Genomic DNA, 15,157 nt, shown 5'->3' on the forward strand with positions numbered 1-15,157 from the left:
CCAGCCGCGCCGTTCCGCTGGCCAGTCCGGTAACCTTGGCCTAGCGTGTCGGCAACAAGAGTCTTGAGGAGGAAATAATGCAGCTCGGTGCATCTTTACCGGTCGGCGACATCGGGACCGGTCCGGCGGTCCTGCGCGACTATGCGCAGGCGGCGGAGGGCCTGGGCTACGATTATCTCGTGGCGCCCGACCACGTGCTGGGCGGCAATCCCAACGTCGACCATGGCGGCCGCCGCGTCGGCACCACCGCCACGGCCTATCATGATCCCTTCGTGCTGTTCGCCTTCCTGGCCGGCGTCACCCCCAAGATCGGCTTTGCCGCTGGGGTGTTGATCCTGGCCCAGCGCCAGGCGGCGCTGGTGGCCAAGCAGGCGGCCTGCCTGGACGAACTTTGCGAAGGGCGGTTCCGTCTCGGCGTCGGTGTCGGCTGGAACGAGATCGAGTTCCAGGGATTGGGCGAGGATTTCAAGACGCGCGGCAAGCGCTCCGAGGAACAGGTGCGCTTCATGCAGGCGCTGTGGAAGGAGCCGCACGTCAAGTTCAAGGGCGAATTCCACCAGCTCGACGACGGCGGCATCAATCCGCGCCCGAAGTCTGGTCGTGTGCCGATCTGGTTCGGTGGCCATGCCGAGGCGACGTTCCGGCGCGCGGCCAAATACGGCGACGGCTTCATGCCGCTCGCCTATCCAGCGGGGGACGAGGCGCTGAAAGCCTTCGACAAGCTGCGCACTCTGATCAAAGCGGCAGGGCGCGACCCCAAGTCGGTCGGGCTCGAAGTCTGGGTGTCGCCCGGCATTGGAAACGAGGACGATTGGCGAAAGGAATTCAGCTTCTGGAAGAAAGCGGGCGTCACGCACGTCAATGCGCACACGACCTACGTCAGCGCGCATCACAAGCGCATCGCGGGCAAGAGCTACGATGACCACCTGACGGCGATCACACGCTATCGTGCTGCCGTCGCGGACCTGCTGTGATGAAATTCGCCCTGCATTTCGGCAACAACACTTGTCCGGACCTGGCCGCGGCGCACCGGCTGGTGCGCCTGGCAGAAGCCGCCGGTTTCGATTCGGTCTTCGCCGTGGATCATGTCGTCCTGCCCGACACCTACAGCTCGACCTACCCCTATGCGGCCAGCGGCCGCCTGCCGGGCGATCGCACGGCATCGATTCCCGATCCATTGATCTGGATGGCATCGGTCGCGGCCGTCACGACCCGGCTGCGCTTCATGACCGGCGTGCTCATCCTGCCGCAGCGCAATCCGCTGGTCCTGGCCAAGCAGGTCGCGACGCTCGACCATTTGAGCGGCGGGCGCATCGAACTCGGCATCGGCGTCGGCTGGCTGAAGGAGGAATTCGAGGCGCTCGGCGTGCCGTTCGAGAAGCGCGGCAAGCGGGCCGACGAATATATCGCGGCGATGCGGGCACTGTGGGCGGCCGATGGCGCGAGCTACGCCGGCGAGTTCGTGAAGTTCCATGAGGTGAGTTGCAACCCCAAGCCGGTGGCGGGCAGCGTGCCGATCATCGTCGGCGGCCATTCCGAGGCCGCCGCCCGGCGGGCCGGCCGTCTCGGCAACGGCTTCTTCCCATCGATCGGCCGGCCAGTCGACACCATGCCTCTGATCGATGTCGCCCGTCGCGCTGCGGAGGCAGCGGGCCGCGATCCCGCGGCGATCGAGATGCTTGCCGGCTGTCCCGATCTCCTGCCCGGCTCGGGCAAGGATGCGGAGGCGGCCATCAAGGAACGGGTGGCGCAGGGCATCGGCCGCATCGTGCTGCCTTCCACCCCTTTCATGCACGATCTCGAGGAGAGCCTCGCGCGCTTCGGTGAAAAGGTCATCCGCCCCTTCAGCTAGGCAAAGGCCTTTCGGATGTGGGCCCAGTCGGCGAGAGCCGCTTCCTGGCCCGGCACGAGCTGGATCGTGAATTGGGTGTAGCCGGCGCCGCGCAGTGCCTCGATGCGTTGCTTGATCTCGCCTTCGGTCGCGGTGAACGAGGTGGCACGGATCAGGTCAGCGGTGACGAACTTCTTTTCCGCGGGCTTCACGAACATCAGATGTCCGCGATGGTTTTCCAGATAGGGAGCATCCTTGGGCTCATAGGTCCGCGCCAGAGCGACATAGCCCTCCAGTTCCGGCCGCTGCGCGAGCAGGGCCTGGGTCGGCTTCATGTTCAGGAGCGCCTCGTCGGCGGCACGATGCAGCATCACCGCCGCGCGCGGTCCTGCCTGCGCCATGGCGCGCTCGGAGTCGGCCGGTTCGCCATCCTGCAGCACGCAGCCCAGTGCAAAGGCCGTGGCCTGCAAGTCACCCATCGCGTGTCCGGCCTTGCCCCAGTCCTCGCGCATCGCCACGACCTCGCGAACACCGGCCTCGACGTTGCCGACAAAGTCGATCCAGCCGGCCTTCAGCCGCGCCGTGAGGGCTCGCGTGCGTGGTCCGAAAGCCGAGAGGTGTAGTGCGATCGGGTCGCCCGTGTTGAACAAGTCGAGTTCGGGATTGAGGAAGCGGATCTTGCGGCTCTGGCCTTCCATCTCGAAGTCGACGGTCTTGCCTGCCAGCAGACCATAGACCTGATGGATATAGGCCTCCATGTCCTTGATCTTGATGGCGCCGAAGCCCATGGCGCGCCGCGCGGTGAAGCCGGTGCCGACGCCGAAATCGATGCGGCCCGGCGCCAGGCTGTTGAGCGTCGCCAGCGCATTGGCGGCAACCGGCGCGATGCGGTTGGAGGGCACCAGCACCCCCGTGCCGAGACGGATGCGCTTCGTGTTGACGGCGGCGGCGCCCATGGCGACGAAGCAGTCGGCGCTCAGCATCTGGGTGTCGTAGAACCAGGCGTGGGTGAAACCAAGTTCCTCGGCGCGTTTCGCCTGCTTCCAGGAATCCGCCGCGGTGGGGAGCGCGATGCCGAAATCCATCGTCTTCTCCCTCAGGTGTCAGCGAGGGCTGCGAGCATGCGGTCGCGCGCGGCGAAATCCCCGTCGTCGTGAACCGGCTGCAGGCAGACGTGGGTGGCGCCGGCCTCGAAATGCGCCCGGAGGCCCTTCTTGATCGTGGCTGCGTCGCCCCACAGGACCATCGAGTCGATGAAGCGGTCGCTGCCGCCATCAGCGAGTTCGGCCTCGCTGAAACCCTCGCGCAGCCAGTTGTTGCGGTAGTTCGGGAGCACCATGTAGCGCGCCAGTTCCTTGCGGCCGAGCGCGCGGGCGCGGACGGGATCGGTCTCCAGCGTGACCTTCTGCTCGACGGCGAGCATCTTCTTCGGGCCCAGGATGGCGGCGGCCTTCGCCGTGTGCTTGGGCGTCACGTTGTAGGGCACGGCGCCCAGTGACTTCTCGGCGCTGAGCGCCAGCATCTTGGGCCCCAGCGCCGCCACCATCACCGGCGCTTCCTCGCCGGCGGGCAGGCCCTTGTGGATGCCCTCGAGATAGGCGCGCATGGCGCCGAGCGGCTTGTCGTAGCGATGGCCGCGCAATCCCTCGACCATCGGGATGTGGCTGACGCCGAGGCCCAAGATGAAACGGCCGCCGTACAGGTTGTTCAGCGACACCATGGCCCGCTGCGCCGTGAAGGGATCGCGGGCGTAGATGTTGGCAATCGAGCTGCCGATGGTGAGGCGCGTACTCTTCGACAGGAGATAGGCCGCCAGCGACATCGATTCGTAGCCGCGCGATTCGGGATACCAGAACGCCGAATAGCCACCGCTTTCGATGACACGCATCAGGTCGGTAAGCTGGCCCCCGTTTAGCTTGTCCGTCGAATACCAGACTCCCAGGCGTCCCAACTTCATGGCTTGGCTCCGTCGGATTGAATGTCTTTGGCGAGGCTGCGCAGAATTTCCCGGTCGGCATCATTTCTGACGGGAATCGAGAACTCGCAATGGGTGACGACACGGCCGAACCGGTCCAGCAGCTTGCGCGCGATCGTGTCGTAGGTGCCGATGGTGACGAATGTCTCGAGGATGTCGTCGTTGATGTGCTGCGGCAGCTCTTCCCAGCGCTGGGCACGCGACAGGAGTTTCAGCCGGTCGGCAAGATCGCCGAGGCCGAGATGGTCGAAGGCGGCACGGTACTGCGGTGTCGAGGCGTAGAAGGCGATGCGTGCCCGCACGTCGCGAATCTTGGGGGCGAGCTCCGCTTCGTTCGCGGCCGTGGCGACCAGCGGCTTCATGCTGATCTGGAAGCCTTTTAGCGAGCGGCCGGTCTTGGCGGCGCCAGCGCGGACAGCCGGCATCATCACCTTCTCGATGTAGGATGGCGTGCAGACCGGGTGCGGGCGGATGCCGTTGGCCACTTCACCCGAGACCTGGCACATCACGGCGTTGACGGCCGCGATCTGTATCGGAATCTGCGGATGCTCGATCGGGCCGGGATTGAACAGCGGCACCATGAGATTGATGTTGTAGTGCTCGCCCTTGACGTCGAGCGGCGTGCCGTTCTGCCAGTTGTCCCACACCGCCCGCACGGCATGGACATACTCACGCATCCACGGTCCGGCCGGCGTCCAGGGCATGCCATAGCGGCGCTCGATGTGGGCTTTCACCTGCGTGCCGAGGCCGAGCGTGAAGCGGCCGTGCGACAGTTTCTGGACCGTCCAGGCGCTGAGCGCCGTCACAGTGGGACTGCGCGGAAAGGCGATGGCGACCGAGGTGCCGAGCTTCAGCTTGCGCGTCGCCTGGGCCGCCAGCGCCATGACGATGAACGGGTCGTCCTTGGTCTCCTCGACGACCAGCCCGTCGTAGCCAATGTCTTCCAGCAGGCGCGCATTCTCGCCGATGCTGTGCAGGTCGAAGGGCACTTCCGGTGCGCGAAGACCGGGATCGACCTTGCCGAGAGGCAGAAGAGTTTCTAACAGCACGTGTCTGCTCGATGATGGATGGGTTTTCTCGCGGGCCGGCAGCCTAGCACCGGAAGGTGTGCGGGCAAGCTGCCTCGTCCCGCGGTGCGAGCCGGAAAGGAAAGACGATGATTGTTGTCGTCATGGGCGTCTCAGGGTCGGGCAAGACGACGGTTTCGGCCCTGCTCGCCGCCAGGCTGGGCTGGCAGTACCGTGAGGGTGACGACCTGCATCCCAGCGCCAACGTCGAGAAGATGCGCAGCGGCACGCCGCTCACCGACTCCGATCGACTGCCTTGGCTGCAGAAAATCGCGCAGGAAATCGACGGCTGGCGGACGCAGGGCGAGGATGGCGTACTCGCCTGCTCGGCGCTGAAACGAGCTTATCGCGACATCATCATCGGCGACCGGCCCGACATGGCACTGGCCTATCTCAAGGGATCGCAGGATCTCATCGCCCGGCGCATGGCCGCCCGCCACGAGCACTTCATGCCGGCAGCGCTTTTGGCCAGCCAGTTCGCGACGCTGCAGGAACCGACGCCCGATGAACGACCGATCGTCGTCGATGTCGATGGCGGACCCGGCGAAATTGTCGGCAGGATTGCGCGCGAACTTGAATTTCGCTGCCGCGAAAGCGATACGGCTTCGAGGTTGCGGCCCGACCCCCAAAACCCGTAGCCTCCGGCAAACGGCGACAGAGATCGCCTTTTCCGGAGGAAACCATGCACCCGATCGTTCGGTCCGTCGCCGCGCTCGTGCTCGCGTTTGGCATTGCCTCTCCGCTCGCCGCCCAAACCAACTGGCCGGACAAGCCGGTCAAGCTCGTCGTTGGGTTCACCGCGGGCAGCGCGACCGACGTCACGGCGCGCATGTTCGCGCAGAAATTCACCGAGGCCTGGGGCCAGGCGGTGGTGGTCGAGAACGTCACCGGCAACTCGGGCGCCATCGGCGTCGACAAGGTCGCCAAGGCAGTGCCCGACGGTTACACGCTGATGTGGTCGGGCAACGCCGCGATCACCATCCTGCCCAGCCTGCAGGCCCTGCCGTTCGATCCTCTGAAGGACCTGGCGCCGATCTCGACCTCGCTGTCCATGCCGTCGATCTTCTTTGTCAACAACGACCTGCCAGTGAAGTCGATCGCCGACCTGATCGCCCATGCCAAGGCCAACCCCGGCAAGCTCTCCTTCGGCACGCCGGGCGTCGGCACGCCGCAGCACATCGCGGGTGAACTGTTCTGCCGTCTCGCCGGAATCAAGATGGAGCACATCCCCTACCGCGGCGCCAACATGGCCGACGTGATGAGCGGCGTCGTTCCGGTCGGCATCCAGAACGCAGGCGCGGCGATGCCGCTGGTGCGCGATGGCCGCCTGCGCGGTATCGCCATCACCTCGCTCAAGCGTTCGGCCAACGCACCTGACCTGCCGACCGTGGCCGAGCAGGGCTTCCCCGGCTTCGAGGCGACCTCGTGGTTCGCCCTGATGGCGCCTGCCGGCACGCCCAAGCCGATTCTCGACAAGGTGCGCGCCGAGTCGCTCAAGGTCCTGGCCGATCCCGAGATGAAGAAGAAGTTCGTCAACATCGGCCTCGATCTCGTCGGCAGCACGCCGGAGGAGACGCGCGCCGCCATTGCAGCCGACATTCCGAAATGGGCCAAGGTCATCAAGGACGCGGGCATTCAGCCTTCGAAGTAGTCTCTCGAGCCGTCATCGCAACGAACCGTCACACCTGAGGATTCCTCCATGAATTACCCCGACCGTCTGCGTGCCCTGTTGGCCAAGCCTGGCCTGGTCGTGATGCCGGCCGTTTGGGACGGGCTTACCGCCAAGCTGGCGGCCGCCGCCGGGTTCCAGACGGCGTTTCTCTCCGGCTCGTGCGTGGCGGCGAGCCGGCTGGGCGGGCCGGACCTCGATCTGATCTCGTTCGGCGAGATGTTCGATTCCTTCAATATGGTGCATGCGGCCGCCCCGCAGACACTAGTGCTGGCCGACGGCGATCACGGCTATGGCAATGCCATGAACGTCCAGCGCACGGTGCGCGCCTACGGCCGGGCCGGTGCGGCGGCCGTGCTGATCGAGGACAAGATCACGCCGCGTGCGCTCACGGCAGCTGGCAAGCCCTGCCTGTCGCGCGACGAAGCGCGCATGAAGATCCGCGCTGCCGTCGAAGCCGCCAAGGAGTCGGGCATCCTGGTCCTGGCACGCACCGACTGCCGGCCGACCCAGGGCATCGACGAGGCCGTGGCCCGGATCGAAATGTACGTGAAGGAAGGCGCCGACATTCTGTTCCTGGATTCGCCGGCCGATGACGGCGAGATCCGCCGGGCCGTTGCAGCAGCCGGCGGCAAGCCGTCATTCGCCGTACTGTCGCCGGGCGCGCCGCGGGCGACGCCGTCGCAGAAGGAGGCGGCGGCCCTTGGCTTCAAGATCGGCACCTATCCGACCGGTATGCTCTCGCCTGCAGCCGCCGGCATGAAGGCGGGGCTGGCCGCCCTGATTGCTGGTGGGGCGGAAGCCGCGAGCGCGATGCCGCCGCCGGAGTTGCGCGCGACGCTGGGCTATGCGGACTACGATGCTGCGGCGAAGCCCTTCATTGTGCCGGCCTGAAATTGTGCAGTGGCGAAAGATCATTCCGCGGCGCAGGACGGTCCCTTCGCATTGACCGGCCTCACTCGCGGGCTATAGGGTAAGTATAAATTGGTAGCGTTACCAGGAGCGTAAGACTCAAGAAACACTTGTCGTGGGAGGAAGACATGCCAGTTAGTCGTCGCCAAGTCTTGGCTGGATCCGCCGTCAGCGCCGCTGCGCTGGCCTCGGGTTTCCCCGCCCCAGCCATTGCGCAAAACGAGCCGATCAAGATCGGCTACCTGCCGGCGCTGACCGGTCCCAGCTCGTCGACCGGCGTCGGCATCAACCGCGGCACACAGCTCGCAGTCGAGCTGGTCAACAAGGAAGGCGGCATCAAGGGTCGCAAGATCGAGCTGATCAGCCGCGACACGCAGAGCGATCCGACCAAGGCGGTCAACGCCGTGGCCGAACTCACGCAGCGCGCCAAGGCCAGCATGATCTGGGGTCCGCTCAACTCTGGCGAAGCGCTGGCGGCGACGCCACTGATCGCGCGCGACAAGGTGCCGATGCTGCACCCCTGCTGGGTCGACTCGTTGATCGACGTCAAGAAATACCCGATGTCGTTCCGCATCGCGCCGACCAACACGCAGGTCGGCAAGGGCGCCAACCACTACGTGGTGAACGTGCTCAAGCTGAAGAAGGTGGCGGTGATTTCCGACACCACCGGCTACGGCACCGACTCTGTCAATACCTACGTGCCGATGCTGAAGGCGATGGGCGCGGAAGTGGTCTACACCAACCACATCGACGCCGCGAACCCCGACCTCAAGCCAGAACTGCTGCGCATGCAGAGCGCTGGCGCCCAGGCGATCATGCCGTGGAGCGTCAATGCTGGCTTCCTGTCGCGCATCTGCAACACGCGCGGTGCGATGAACTGGGATGTGCCGATCGTCGGCCAGACCACGCTGGGTTCGGGCCAGACCAAGGCCCTCCTCGAGAAGCCCGAGTACTGGAACAAGGTCTACTCGAACAACTTCCGCAACTGCTGCTACATCGGCGGCAAGTTGCCGCCGCGCGCGGCGGAGTTCGTCGAGCGCCTGAAGAAGGACAAGGTCGAGTTCGGCGACACGCTGCTGTGGTGGGTGGCGCTGGGCTGGGACGGCGCCATGATGATGGCTGAGACCTTCAAGAACGCCGGCACCAAGAACGACGACATCGTCGCCTACATGAACAAGGTCAAGGGCTGGCCGGGCATCTACGGCACCGTCACCTGGACGCCCGAACAGCACAACGGCTTCCCAGACCAGGAGGTCGTGATGTGCGAGGTCAACTCGCTGAAGGACGGAGCCTTCAACATCGCGCCGGGCTACAGCAGCTAGCCCGATGCTTCAGTCGATCGTCTCCTACGGCCTTGCGGTAGGAGCGGTCTACGCACTGATCGGCATCACGTACAACGTGATGTTCTCGGCGTCGCGTGTGTTCAGTTTCACCGCGGGTATGCTGGGAATGCTGGGCGGTGTGCTGGGCGCGCTCTTCATCAATAAGCTGGGCATGAACGCCGTGCTGGCGTTCTTGCTGGTGCTGGCGGCTGGCGCCGTTCTCGGCGTCATCACCGAGATCCTGACCGTTCGGCCGGTCCTGAAGAGCATCGAGCAGCATCTCTACGTGCTCTCGACGCTGGCTTTCGCGCTGATGATCCAGCAGGTCGTGGCCATCTACTGGGGAACGGAAGCGCAGCCGTTTCCGGTTCTGGTGCCGATCGATCCCAATTCGGCTCTGAGCATTATTGACCAGAAAATCTGGCTGCCGGTGCTCGCCTGCATCGTCACCATCGTCGGGCTCGAGCTGCTCTACCGCAGGACGCTGATCGGCCGCGCGTTCCTTGCCATCGCCGAGGACAGTTATGCCGCCCGCGCACTCGGCCTGCCCGAGACACAGCTCCGGATCGCGAGCTACGCCATCGCGGGCATGATCGGCGTCCTGGCGGGCTTCACCGGCGCGCAGATGCTGCTCGCGTACTTCGGCAACCAGGCGATCCTGAACTTCTACGGCTTCGTGCCGGTTGCGCTGGGCGGCATGGGCTCCAACCGAGGCGCCGTCGTCGGCGGCCTGGCGCTCGGCCTGTTCCAGCAGGCGGCCAACTTCCTGGTCGGCGGCATCTTCGCCTCGGTCGCGGTGTTCGCCGTCTTCATCGTCGTGCTGCTGCTCAGGCCCGAGGGCCTGGCGGGCGCCGCGGCGGCGCGACGGGTATGAGGCGACGCGTATGACGGACGCAACGTCTCCGATATCGACGGCCAAGGCGCCTGCCGGATGGCTCGGCAGGCTCGAAGGCAGCTGGTCGTGGATCGCCCTCGGGCTCGTCGGCCTGCTGTTGCCGTTGCTCGACGATTCCTATTTCGGCGTCATCGCCCAGCGCGCCTACATCTACTGGATCCTGAGCGCCGGGTTGAACCTGGTGGTGGGTTACGCCGGCCAGATCGCCATCGGCTGGGTGGCGATGCTGACGCTGGGCGCCTACACCACGGCGGCGTTGGCCGCCGGCCGGGTGGGCGGCGTCGAATGGCATCCCTATCTCGCCCTGATCGCCGGCGGCGCGATGGGCGCGGTGTTCGGCGTGATCGTGGGCCTGCCGGCCCTCAGGCTGCGGACCTTCTATTTCGCCATGACGACCTTGGGCTTCGCCACCATCGTCACGCAGGTGGCGCTCGCCTGGAAGGATGTCACCGGCGGCGGCGTCGGCACGCCTGGGCCGGTGTTCCTCTGGCCGTTCGAGCCGGGTTGGGGCTTCTACTATTTCTGCTTCCTCCTGGCGGCTCTCGCAACCTGGATCACCGCCAATATCGGTTCTAGCCGCTACGGCCGGGCGCTGGTCGCGATCCGCGACGCCGAGGTCGCGGCCGAGGCCTCGGGGATCGCCAAGCCGAAGCTCCTGATCCTGGTCTTCCTGCTCGCGGGCGGGCTGGGTGGCATCGCGGGCGGGCTGTTCTCCTCGCTGCAGTCCTACATCACGCCCGATGCCTTTACCTTCGAGATGTCGGTGCTGTTCTTCATCGGCATCCTGATCGGCGGGCGCGGCTCGATCCTGGGGCCGGCGCTCGGCACCATCATCCTGACGGTGCTGCCGGAGTTCGCGGCGCCGCTGGTGCAATGGTCGACGTTCCTTTACGCCGCCCTCCTGCTGGTGATCGTACTGGTGATCCCGGGCGGTATCGCCGACCTTCTCGATTACAAGAACCGCCGGCCGCTCGAGCAGCATCGCGAGATCGTGCCGCGGCCCGAGCTGCTGTCGCGGGTGCTGGGCGCCAAGGGCGAGCCGAGCGCCATCAGGCTTGCCAATATTGCCTTGCATTTCGGCGGCGTCCGGGCGATCGACGGTCTCGACCTCGAGATCCGCTCGGGCGAGGTGCATGGTCTGATCGGCCCCAACGGCAGCGGCAAGACGACGACGCTGAACGTGATCTCAGGCTACTACAGGCCCAAGACCGGCTCGTTGAAGCTCGACGGCGCCGACCTGCCGTTCGACAAGCCTCATGCCCGCGCCGGCTACCGCATCGCCCGCACCTTCCAGACTCCGCGCCTGGTCGGCGCGGCTTCGGTGCTGGCGAACGTCATGATCGGCGGCACGGTGCGCGGAGATGGCACCTTCGTCGAATCGATGCTGTCGCTGCCGCGCCATCACAACGACGAGAAGCAGCTCAAGGTCGCGGCCCTGAAGGCGCTCGCCACGGTCGGCCTCGAATCGCTGGCCGACGTGCGCGCCGATCGCCTGCAGCACAGCGAGCTCCGCTTCATGGAGATCGCTCGCGCCCTGATGCTGCGGCCTGCCTTCATGCTGCTCGACGAGCCGGCGGCCGGCCTGTCGGCGGAGGAAATCCGGCGGCTGGGCGCGTTGATCAAGGCGATCAGCCGCGAGGGCACGGGTGTCCTGCTGGTCGAGCACCATGCCGACCTGATCTTCGACATCTGCGACCGCGTGACCGTGCTCAATCTCGGCAAGACGCTGGCAGCGGGGACGCCGGCGGAGATCCGCTCGCATCGGGAGGTGGTCAGTGCCTACCTCGGCGCCTAGATCCCGGACCCGCGAACCTCTGCTCGAGGTGAGCGGCCTGTCGGCCGGATACGGCAAGATTGGCGTGCTGAACGGCATCGACTTCACGGTCGGCGCCGGCGAGGTCGTGGCCCTGCTGGGCCCCAACGGCGCCGGCAAGAGCACGCTCCTGAAAGCCATCTCCGGCCTGCTACCGCGCACCGGCAGGATCACTTTCGCCGGCCAGGACATGAGCAAGGCCGATCCCGGCGACACCGTCCGGGCGGGCCTGGTGCACGTGGTCGAGGGCCATCGCGTGTTCACGCAGCTCTCGGTGATCGACAATGTCATGCTCGCTGGCTACGGCCTGCCGCGCGATAGGCGCACGACGCAGGTCGAGGAGGCGCTGGCTTTTTTCCCCGACATCGCCGCCAAACGCCATGACCGCGCCGTGACCCTGTCGGGCGGGCAGCAGCAAATGCTGGCCGTCGCACAGGGCCTGGTGCGGCGGCCGCGCCTGCTGATGCTGGACGAGCCGTCGGCCGGGCTGTCGCCAGTGCTGGTGGATCGCGTGCTGGCCGCCGTGGCGCGGCTGCGCGCAGGCGGCACGGCGGTGTTGCTGGTCGAACAGCTGATCGAGAAGGCGCTGGCGGCATCCGACCGGGTCTATGCGCTGGCGCGGGGCTCGATCGTGCTGGAAGCGTCGACCGATGAAGAGGATTTGCCGAATCGGCTGGAACGGGCGTATTTCGGTCAGGACGCCCACGCACCCTTGGCGTCCTGAGTGACCGGAGGAGGCTGGCGATGAGCAAGCACTACGATCGCAGCGCCGAGGATCTCGGCAATATCGTGGGGCTGGAACACGTCAATCTGCAGATCGAGGATCAAGGGCTGGCGACGCTTTTCTATGTCAGCGGGCTCGGCCTGACGCGTGACCCCTACATGATGACCAGCATCGACAACATGTGGGTCAACGTCGGGCGCAGCCAGTTCCATCTGATCACCGGAACGCCGCAGCACCTGCGCGGCCGCGTCGGTCTCGTCGTGCCCGATCGCGAGGCCCTGCTGCGCCGACTGGAGAACCTGCGCAAGCCGCTCAAGGGAACGAAGTTCGACTTCACCGAGCACGACGATCATGTCGAGGCGATCTGCCCCTGGGGCAACCACTTCTTCTGCCACGATCCGGCGCCGCGGTTCGGTCGCATCAATCTCGGCATGCCCTATGTCGAGTTCGACGTTCCGGTCGGCGCGGCCAGGGGCGTCGCGGACTTCTACGGCCGCGTCTTTGGCGCCGCGACGAAGGTCGACAGTGCAGCGGCGCGGATTTCGGCCGGCATGGAGCAGGAGCTGGTTTTCCGCGAGACCAAGGCGAAGCTGGCGCCCTACGACGGCCATCACATCCAGGTCTATGTCGCAAATTTCTCCGGGCCGCATCGCGAGCTGCTCGAGCGCGGCCTGATCACCGAGGAGAGCAACCAGCATCAGTACCGCTTCGACAGCATCGTCGATCTGAAAAACGGCAAGCCGCTGATCCAGATCGAGCACGAGGTGCGCAGCATGCGCCATCCGCTCTATGCGCGGCCGCTGGTCAACCGCAACGCCCAGCAGACCAATCGCAACTACGCGCCGGGCTACGATGCCTTCATTCCAGGTTCGGCGGCGGAAGAGATAGACGATCCGCGGGCCGCCATGCGCCAGCGCCGCCTCGCGGAAGTGACGCCCCAGGGCACCGCGCGGCGGCGCGCGGGCTAGGCGCTCAGTCAGCGACCCCGACGGCACGGGGCAGGAATGCCGGCATCACCTCGCGGGCGAAGGCGCGCAGGTTGGCCACCGAGGCATTGGGATCGACCAGCAGGATGTTGGTGGCGCCGCTCGCCTCGAGCTGCTTCAGCCGTGCGATTACCTCGTCCGGCGTTCCGAGCAGCGGGGCAGTGTCGTCCTCGATCCGGTCCGGCAGCTTGTCGCGCGCGAGGTCGCCGATCACGCTCAGCACGCGCTTGCGGGTCTCGTAGGCTTGGGCCCGTTCGCTCTCGCGATGGATCATCTGCAGGGCGCGGGCGGTCGCCACCATGGCGGGATCGAAGGCGCGGCCGATCCGCCCGCATTCCTCGCGGAAGATGGCAATGCGCTGGGCGATCTGGTCGACCTGTGCCAGCTGGTCGAGGAGCAGGTTGTAGCCTTCGCGGGCCGCGCGGCGGACGCTGTCATGGCTGCCGGCGGCCAGCCAGAGCGGCGGATGGGGGCGCTGCAGAGGCTCGGGTTCCACCACGATGTTGTCGTAGTGCCAGCGCTTGCCGTGATGGCTGAAGCGGCCTTCGCTCGTCCAGGCCTTGCGGATCACCTCCATCGCCTCGTCGAAGCGCTCGGTGGCCTCGGCCATGGGAATACAGAAGCCGTCGAACTCGGCCTGGCGATAGCCCTTGCCGACACCCAGATCGACCCGCCCGCCGCTCAGCAGGTCGAGCGTCGCCACCTGCTCGGCCACCAGCACCGGGTTGTGCCAGGGCAGAACGACCACCGCCGTGCCCAGTCGGATGTTGCGCGTCCGGGCGGCGAGATAGGCCAGCACTGTCATCGAAGCCGATACCTGGCCCTGGCCAGTGAAGTGGTGCTCCACCATGAAGAGGTGCCTGAAGCCCAGCCGATCGGCCTCGACCACATACTCGATGAAGGCCTCATAGCCCTGGCTGTCCTCGATGCCGACACTGCGCTTGGTCCGCGCACCGCCGAACAGTCCGAACTGCATGTTCTGTCCCCTCCACCGGGCCGTCTTCCTGTCATGCTGGACCGGGCCGCGATGTAAGGAAATGACGAAATTACCGGCCGGACTTCGCGCTGCAGCAATTCGGTCGCTTCCGACGGCGGGAGCGTTGTCGCGATTTCGCCGGCTGGCTATGCTACCGCACATAATAAAGAAAATTCTGGAGGAGACGGGCAATGAAATCTGGTCGCATTCATCGGCGTACCGCCGTCGCCGGCGCGTTCGCCGCAGGTCTGGCGTTCCCGGCCCTTGCGCAGCAGGGGCCGGTCAAGATCGGCATGAGCATGCCTTTGACCGGCGGCCTCGCCGCCGGCGGCAAGTCCTCGCTGATCGGCATCGAGGTCTGGCGCGACGACGTCAATGCCAAGGGCGGCCTGCTCGGCCGCAAGGTCGAACTGATCGTCTACGACGACAAGTCGAGCGCCTCGGAAACGCCTGCGATCTATTCCAAGCTGCTGGACGTCGACAAGGTCGATCTCCTGTTCGCGCCCTATGCGACCGTGCCGACCGCGCCCATCATGCCGATGGTGAAGCAGCGCGACCTGCTGCTGATGGGCAACTTCTCGTTCCAGGTGAACCGCACCGTCAAGCACGACAAGTGGTTCAACAATGCGCCGTGGGGTCCGGCCGACTCGTGGGCGCGCGGCTTCATCGACCTCGGCATGAAGGCCGGCGGCAAGTCGATCGCCCTGCTCGCGGCCGACCAGGAGTTCGCCCAGAACCTGATCAAGATCGCCAAGGACCTCGCCACCGAGAAAGGCGTCAAGGTCGTCTATGAGCAGAACTATCCGCCGGCGACGGTCGAGTTCTCGGCCATGGTGCGCGCGCTGCGCGCGGCCAAGCCGGAGATCGTGTTCATCTGCTCTTACCCACCCGATTCGGCCGGTCTGCTGCGCGCGGTCAACGAGATCGGTGTCGGCGACAGCGTCAAGGTGTTCGGCGGCGGCATGGTCGGTCTGCAGTTCTCGAGCG

Annotated in this window: 15 protein-coding genes; 11 read left to right on the forward strand and 4 right to left on the reverse strand. The window is 66.0% G+C overall.

Annotated elements, in window-relative coordinates:
* Nucleotides 1–77 precede the first annotated feature (77 nt).
* Together EPO55_RS13595 and EPO55_RS13600 are read left to right on the forward strand one after the other, a co-directional pair.
* Complete coding sequence (locus EPO55_RS13595) at nucleotides 78–974, forward strand: LLM class F420-dependent oxidoreductase (protein WP_296337418.1); 897 nt, start codon at nucleotides 78–80, stop codon at nucleotides 972–974.
* Nucleotides 974–1,852, forward strand: coding sequence for an LLM class F420-dependent oxidoreductase (locus tag EPO55_RS13600; RefSeq protein WP_296337419.1), 879 nt, complete (start codon nucleotides 974–976; stop codon nucleotides 1,850–1,852). The genes EPO55_RS13595 and EPO55_RS13600 overlap by 1 nt, the downstream gene beginning before the upstream one ends.
* Here the strand turns inward: EPO55_RS13600 and EPO55_RS13605 are convergent.
* From EPO55_RS13605 to EPO55_RS13615, 3 genes are read right to left on the reverse strand one after another with little or no spacing between them, the layout of a single operon-like run.
* Entirely contained in the window at nucleotides 1,849–2,916 is a 1,068-nt protein-coding gene (locus tag EPO55_RS13605) for an LLM class flavin-dependent oxidoreductase (RefSeq protein WP_296337420.1), read from the reverse strand. The two genes, EPO55_RS13600 and EPO55_RS13605, sit on opposite strands and share 4 nt — an antisense overlap.
* A gap of 11 nt (nucleotides 2,917–2,927) precedes the next feature.
* Nucleotides 2,928–3,788 (reverse strand): TIGR03620 family F420-dependent LLM class oxidoreductase, encoded by an 861-nt coding sequence (locus tag EPO55_RS13610; protein WP_296337422.1) that lies wholly within the window; start codon nucleotides 3,786–3,788, stop codon nucleotides 2,928–2,930.
* Nucleotides 3,785–4,855: a TIGR03617 family F420-dependent LLM class oxidoreductase gene (locus EPO55_RS13615; RefSeq protein WP_296337423.1), complete on the reverse strand. Its 1,071-nt coding sequence runs from the start codon at nucleotides 4,853–4,855 to the stop codon at nucleotides 3,785–3,787. The genes EPO55_RS13610 and EPO55_RS13615 overlap by 4 nt, the downstream gene beginning before the upstream one ends.
* A 107-nt stretch (nucleotides 4,856–4,962) precedes the next feature.
* On the opposite strand from EPO55_RS13615, the gene EPO55_RS13620 reads away from it, so the two are divergent.
* The 8 genes from EPO55_RS13620 to EPO55_RS13655 all read left to right on the forward strand — a co-directional run bounded on the left by EPO55_RS13620 (nucleotide 4,963) and on the right by EPO55_RS13655 (nucleotide 13,176).
* On the forward strand, nucleotides 4,963–5,511 hold the full coding sequence (locus tag EPO55_RS13620) for a gluconokinase (RefSeq protein ID WP_296337424.1): 549 nt from the start codon (nucleotides 4,963–4,965) through the stop codon (nucleotides 5,509–5,511).
* Nucleotides 5,512–5,555: 44 nt separating this feature from the next.
* On the forward strand, nucleotides 5,556–6,524 hold the full coding sequence (locus EPO55_RS13625) for a tripartite tricarboxylate transporter substrate binding protein (RefSeq protein WP_296337425.1): 969 nt from the start codon (nucleotides 5,556–5,558) through the stop codon (nucleotides 6,522–6,524).
* 48 nt (nucleotides 6,525–6,572) lie between these two features.
* Nucleotides 6,573–7,436, forward strand: coding sequence for an isocitrate lyase/PEP mutase family protein (locus tag EPO55_RS13630; RefSeq protein WP_296337426.1), 864 nt, complete (start codon nucleotides 6,573–6,575; stop codon nucleotides 7,434–7,436).
* A 146-nt stretch (nucleotides 7,437–7,582) separates the two neighbouring features.
* Nucleotides 7,583–8,776, forward strand: a complete 1,194-nt coding sequence (locus EPO55_RS13635; protein ID WP_296337427.1) for an ABC transporter substrate-binding protein — start codon at nucleotides 7,583–7,585, stop codon at nucleotides 8,774–8,776.
* Between the two features lie 4 nt (nucleotides 8,777–8,780).
* Nucleotides 8,781–9,650, forward strand: coding sequence for a branched-chain amino acid ABC transporter permease (locus tag EPO55_RS13640; RefSeq protein ID WP_296337428.1), 870 nt, complete (start codon nucleotides 8,781–8,783; stop codon nucleotides 9,648–9,650).
* Nucleotides 9,651–9,660: 10 nt separating this feature from the next.
* The gene (locus tag EPO55_RS13645) at nucleotides 9,661–11,466 is read left to right on the forward strand and encodes a branched-chain amino acid ABC transporter ATP-binding protein/permease (RefSeq protein ID WP_296337429.1); all 1,806 of its coding nucleotides are present in this window, start codon (nucleotides 9,661–9,663) and stop codon (nucleotides 11,464–11,466) included.
* Nucleotides 11,447–12,208, forward strand: coding sequence for an ABC transporter ATP-binding protein (locus EPO55_RS13650; protein ID WP_296337430.1), 762 nt, complete (start codon nucleotides 11,447–11,449; stop codon nucleotides 12,206–12,208). The genes EPO55_RS13645 and EPO55_RS13650 overlap by 20 nt, the downstream gene beginning before the upstream one ends.
* A 20-nt stretch (nucleotides 12,209–12,228) precedes the next feature.
* Nucleotides 12,229–13,176, forward strand: a complete 948-nt coding sequence (locus EPO55_RS13655) for a hypothetical protein (protein ID WP_296337431.1) — start codon at nucleotides 12,229–12,231, stop codon at nucleotides 13,174–13,176.
* A gap of 4 nt (nucleotides 13,177–13,180) precedes the next feature.
* Here EPO55_RS13655 and EPO55_RS13660 read toward each other — a convergent pair whose 3' ends face one another.
* On the reverse strand, nucleotides 13,181–14,170 hold the full coding sequence (locus EPO55_RS13660; protein ID WP_296337433.1) for an LLM class flavin-dependent oxidoreductase: 990 nt from the start codon (nucleotides 14,168–14,170) through the stop codon (nucleotides 13,181–13,183).
* A gap of 191 nt (nucleotides 14,171–14,361) precedes the next feature.
* On the opposite strand from EPO55_RS13660, the gene EPO55_RS13665 reads away from it, so the two are divergent.
* On the forward strand, nucleotides 14,362–15,157 hold a 796-nt coding region (locus tag EPO55_RS13665; RefSeq protein WP_296337434.1), incomplete at its 3' end, for an ABC transporter substrate-binding protein.

It is taken from the genome of Reyranella sp., assembly GCF_004296935.1.
In the GTDB taxonomy this organism is placed as follows: domain Bacteria; phylum Pseudomonadota; class Alphaproteobacteria; order Reyranellales; family Reyranellaceae; genus Reyranella.

Bases quoted from the DNA above. Each gene is read 5' to 3' on its own strand.
- EPO55_RS13595 (WP_296337418.1), top strand. From the start codon at position 78: ATGCAGCTCGGTGCATCTTTACCGGTCGGCGACATCGGGACCGGTCCG.
- EPO55_RS13600 (WP_296337419.1), top strand. From the start codon at position 974: ATGAAATTCGCCCTGCATTTCGGCAACAACACTTGTCCGGACCTGGCC.
- EPO55_RS13605 (WP_296337420.1), bottom strand. From the start codon at position 2,916: ATGGATTTCGGCATCGCGCTCCCCACCGCGGCGGATTCCTGGAAGCAG.
- EPO55_RS13610 (WP_296337422.1), bottom strand. From the start codon at position 3,788: ATGAAGTTGGGACGCCTGGGAGTCTGGTATTCGACGGACAAGCTAAAC.
- EPO55_RS13620 (WP_296337424.1), top strand. From the start codon at position 4,963: ATGATTGTTGTCGTCATGGGCGTCTCAGGGTCGGGCAAGACGACGGTT.
- EPO55_RS13625 (WP_296337425.1), top strand. From the start codon at position 5,556: ATGCACCCGATCGTTCGGTCCGTCGCCGCGCTCGTGCTCGCGTTTGGC.
- EPO55_RS13630 (WP_296337426.1), top strand. From the start codon at position 6,573: ATGAATTACCCCGACCGTCTGCGTGCCCTGTTGGCCAAGCCTGGCCTG.
- EPO55_RS13635 (WP_296337427.1), top strand. From the start codon at position 7,583: ATGCCAGTTAGTCGTCGCCAAGTCTTGGCTGGATCCGCCGTCAGCGCC.
- EPO55_RS13640 (WP_296337428.1), top strand. From the start codon at position 8,781: ATGCTTCAGTCGATCGTCTCCTACGGCCTTGCGGTAGGAGCGGTCTAC.
- EPO55_RS13645 (WP_296337429.1), top strand. From the start codon at position 9,661: ATGACGGACGCAACGTCTCCGATATCGACGGCCAAGGCGCCTGCCGGA.
- EPO55_RS13655 (WP_296337431.1), top strand. From the start codon at position 12,229: ATGAGCAAGCACTACGATCGCAGCGCCGAGGATCTCGGCAATATCGTG.
- EPO55_RS13660 (WP_296337433.1), bottom strand. From the start codon at position 14,170: ATGCAGTTCGGACTGTTCGGCGGTGCGCGGACCAAGCGCAGTGTCGGC.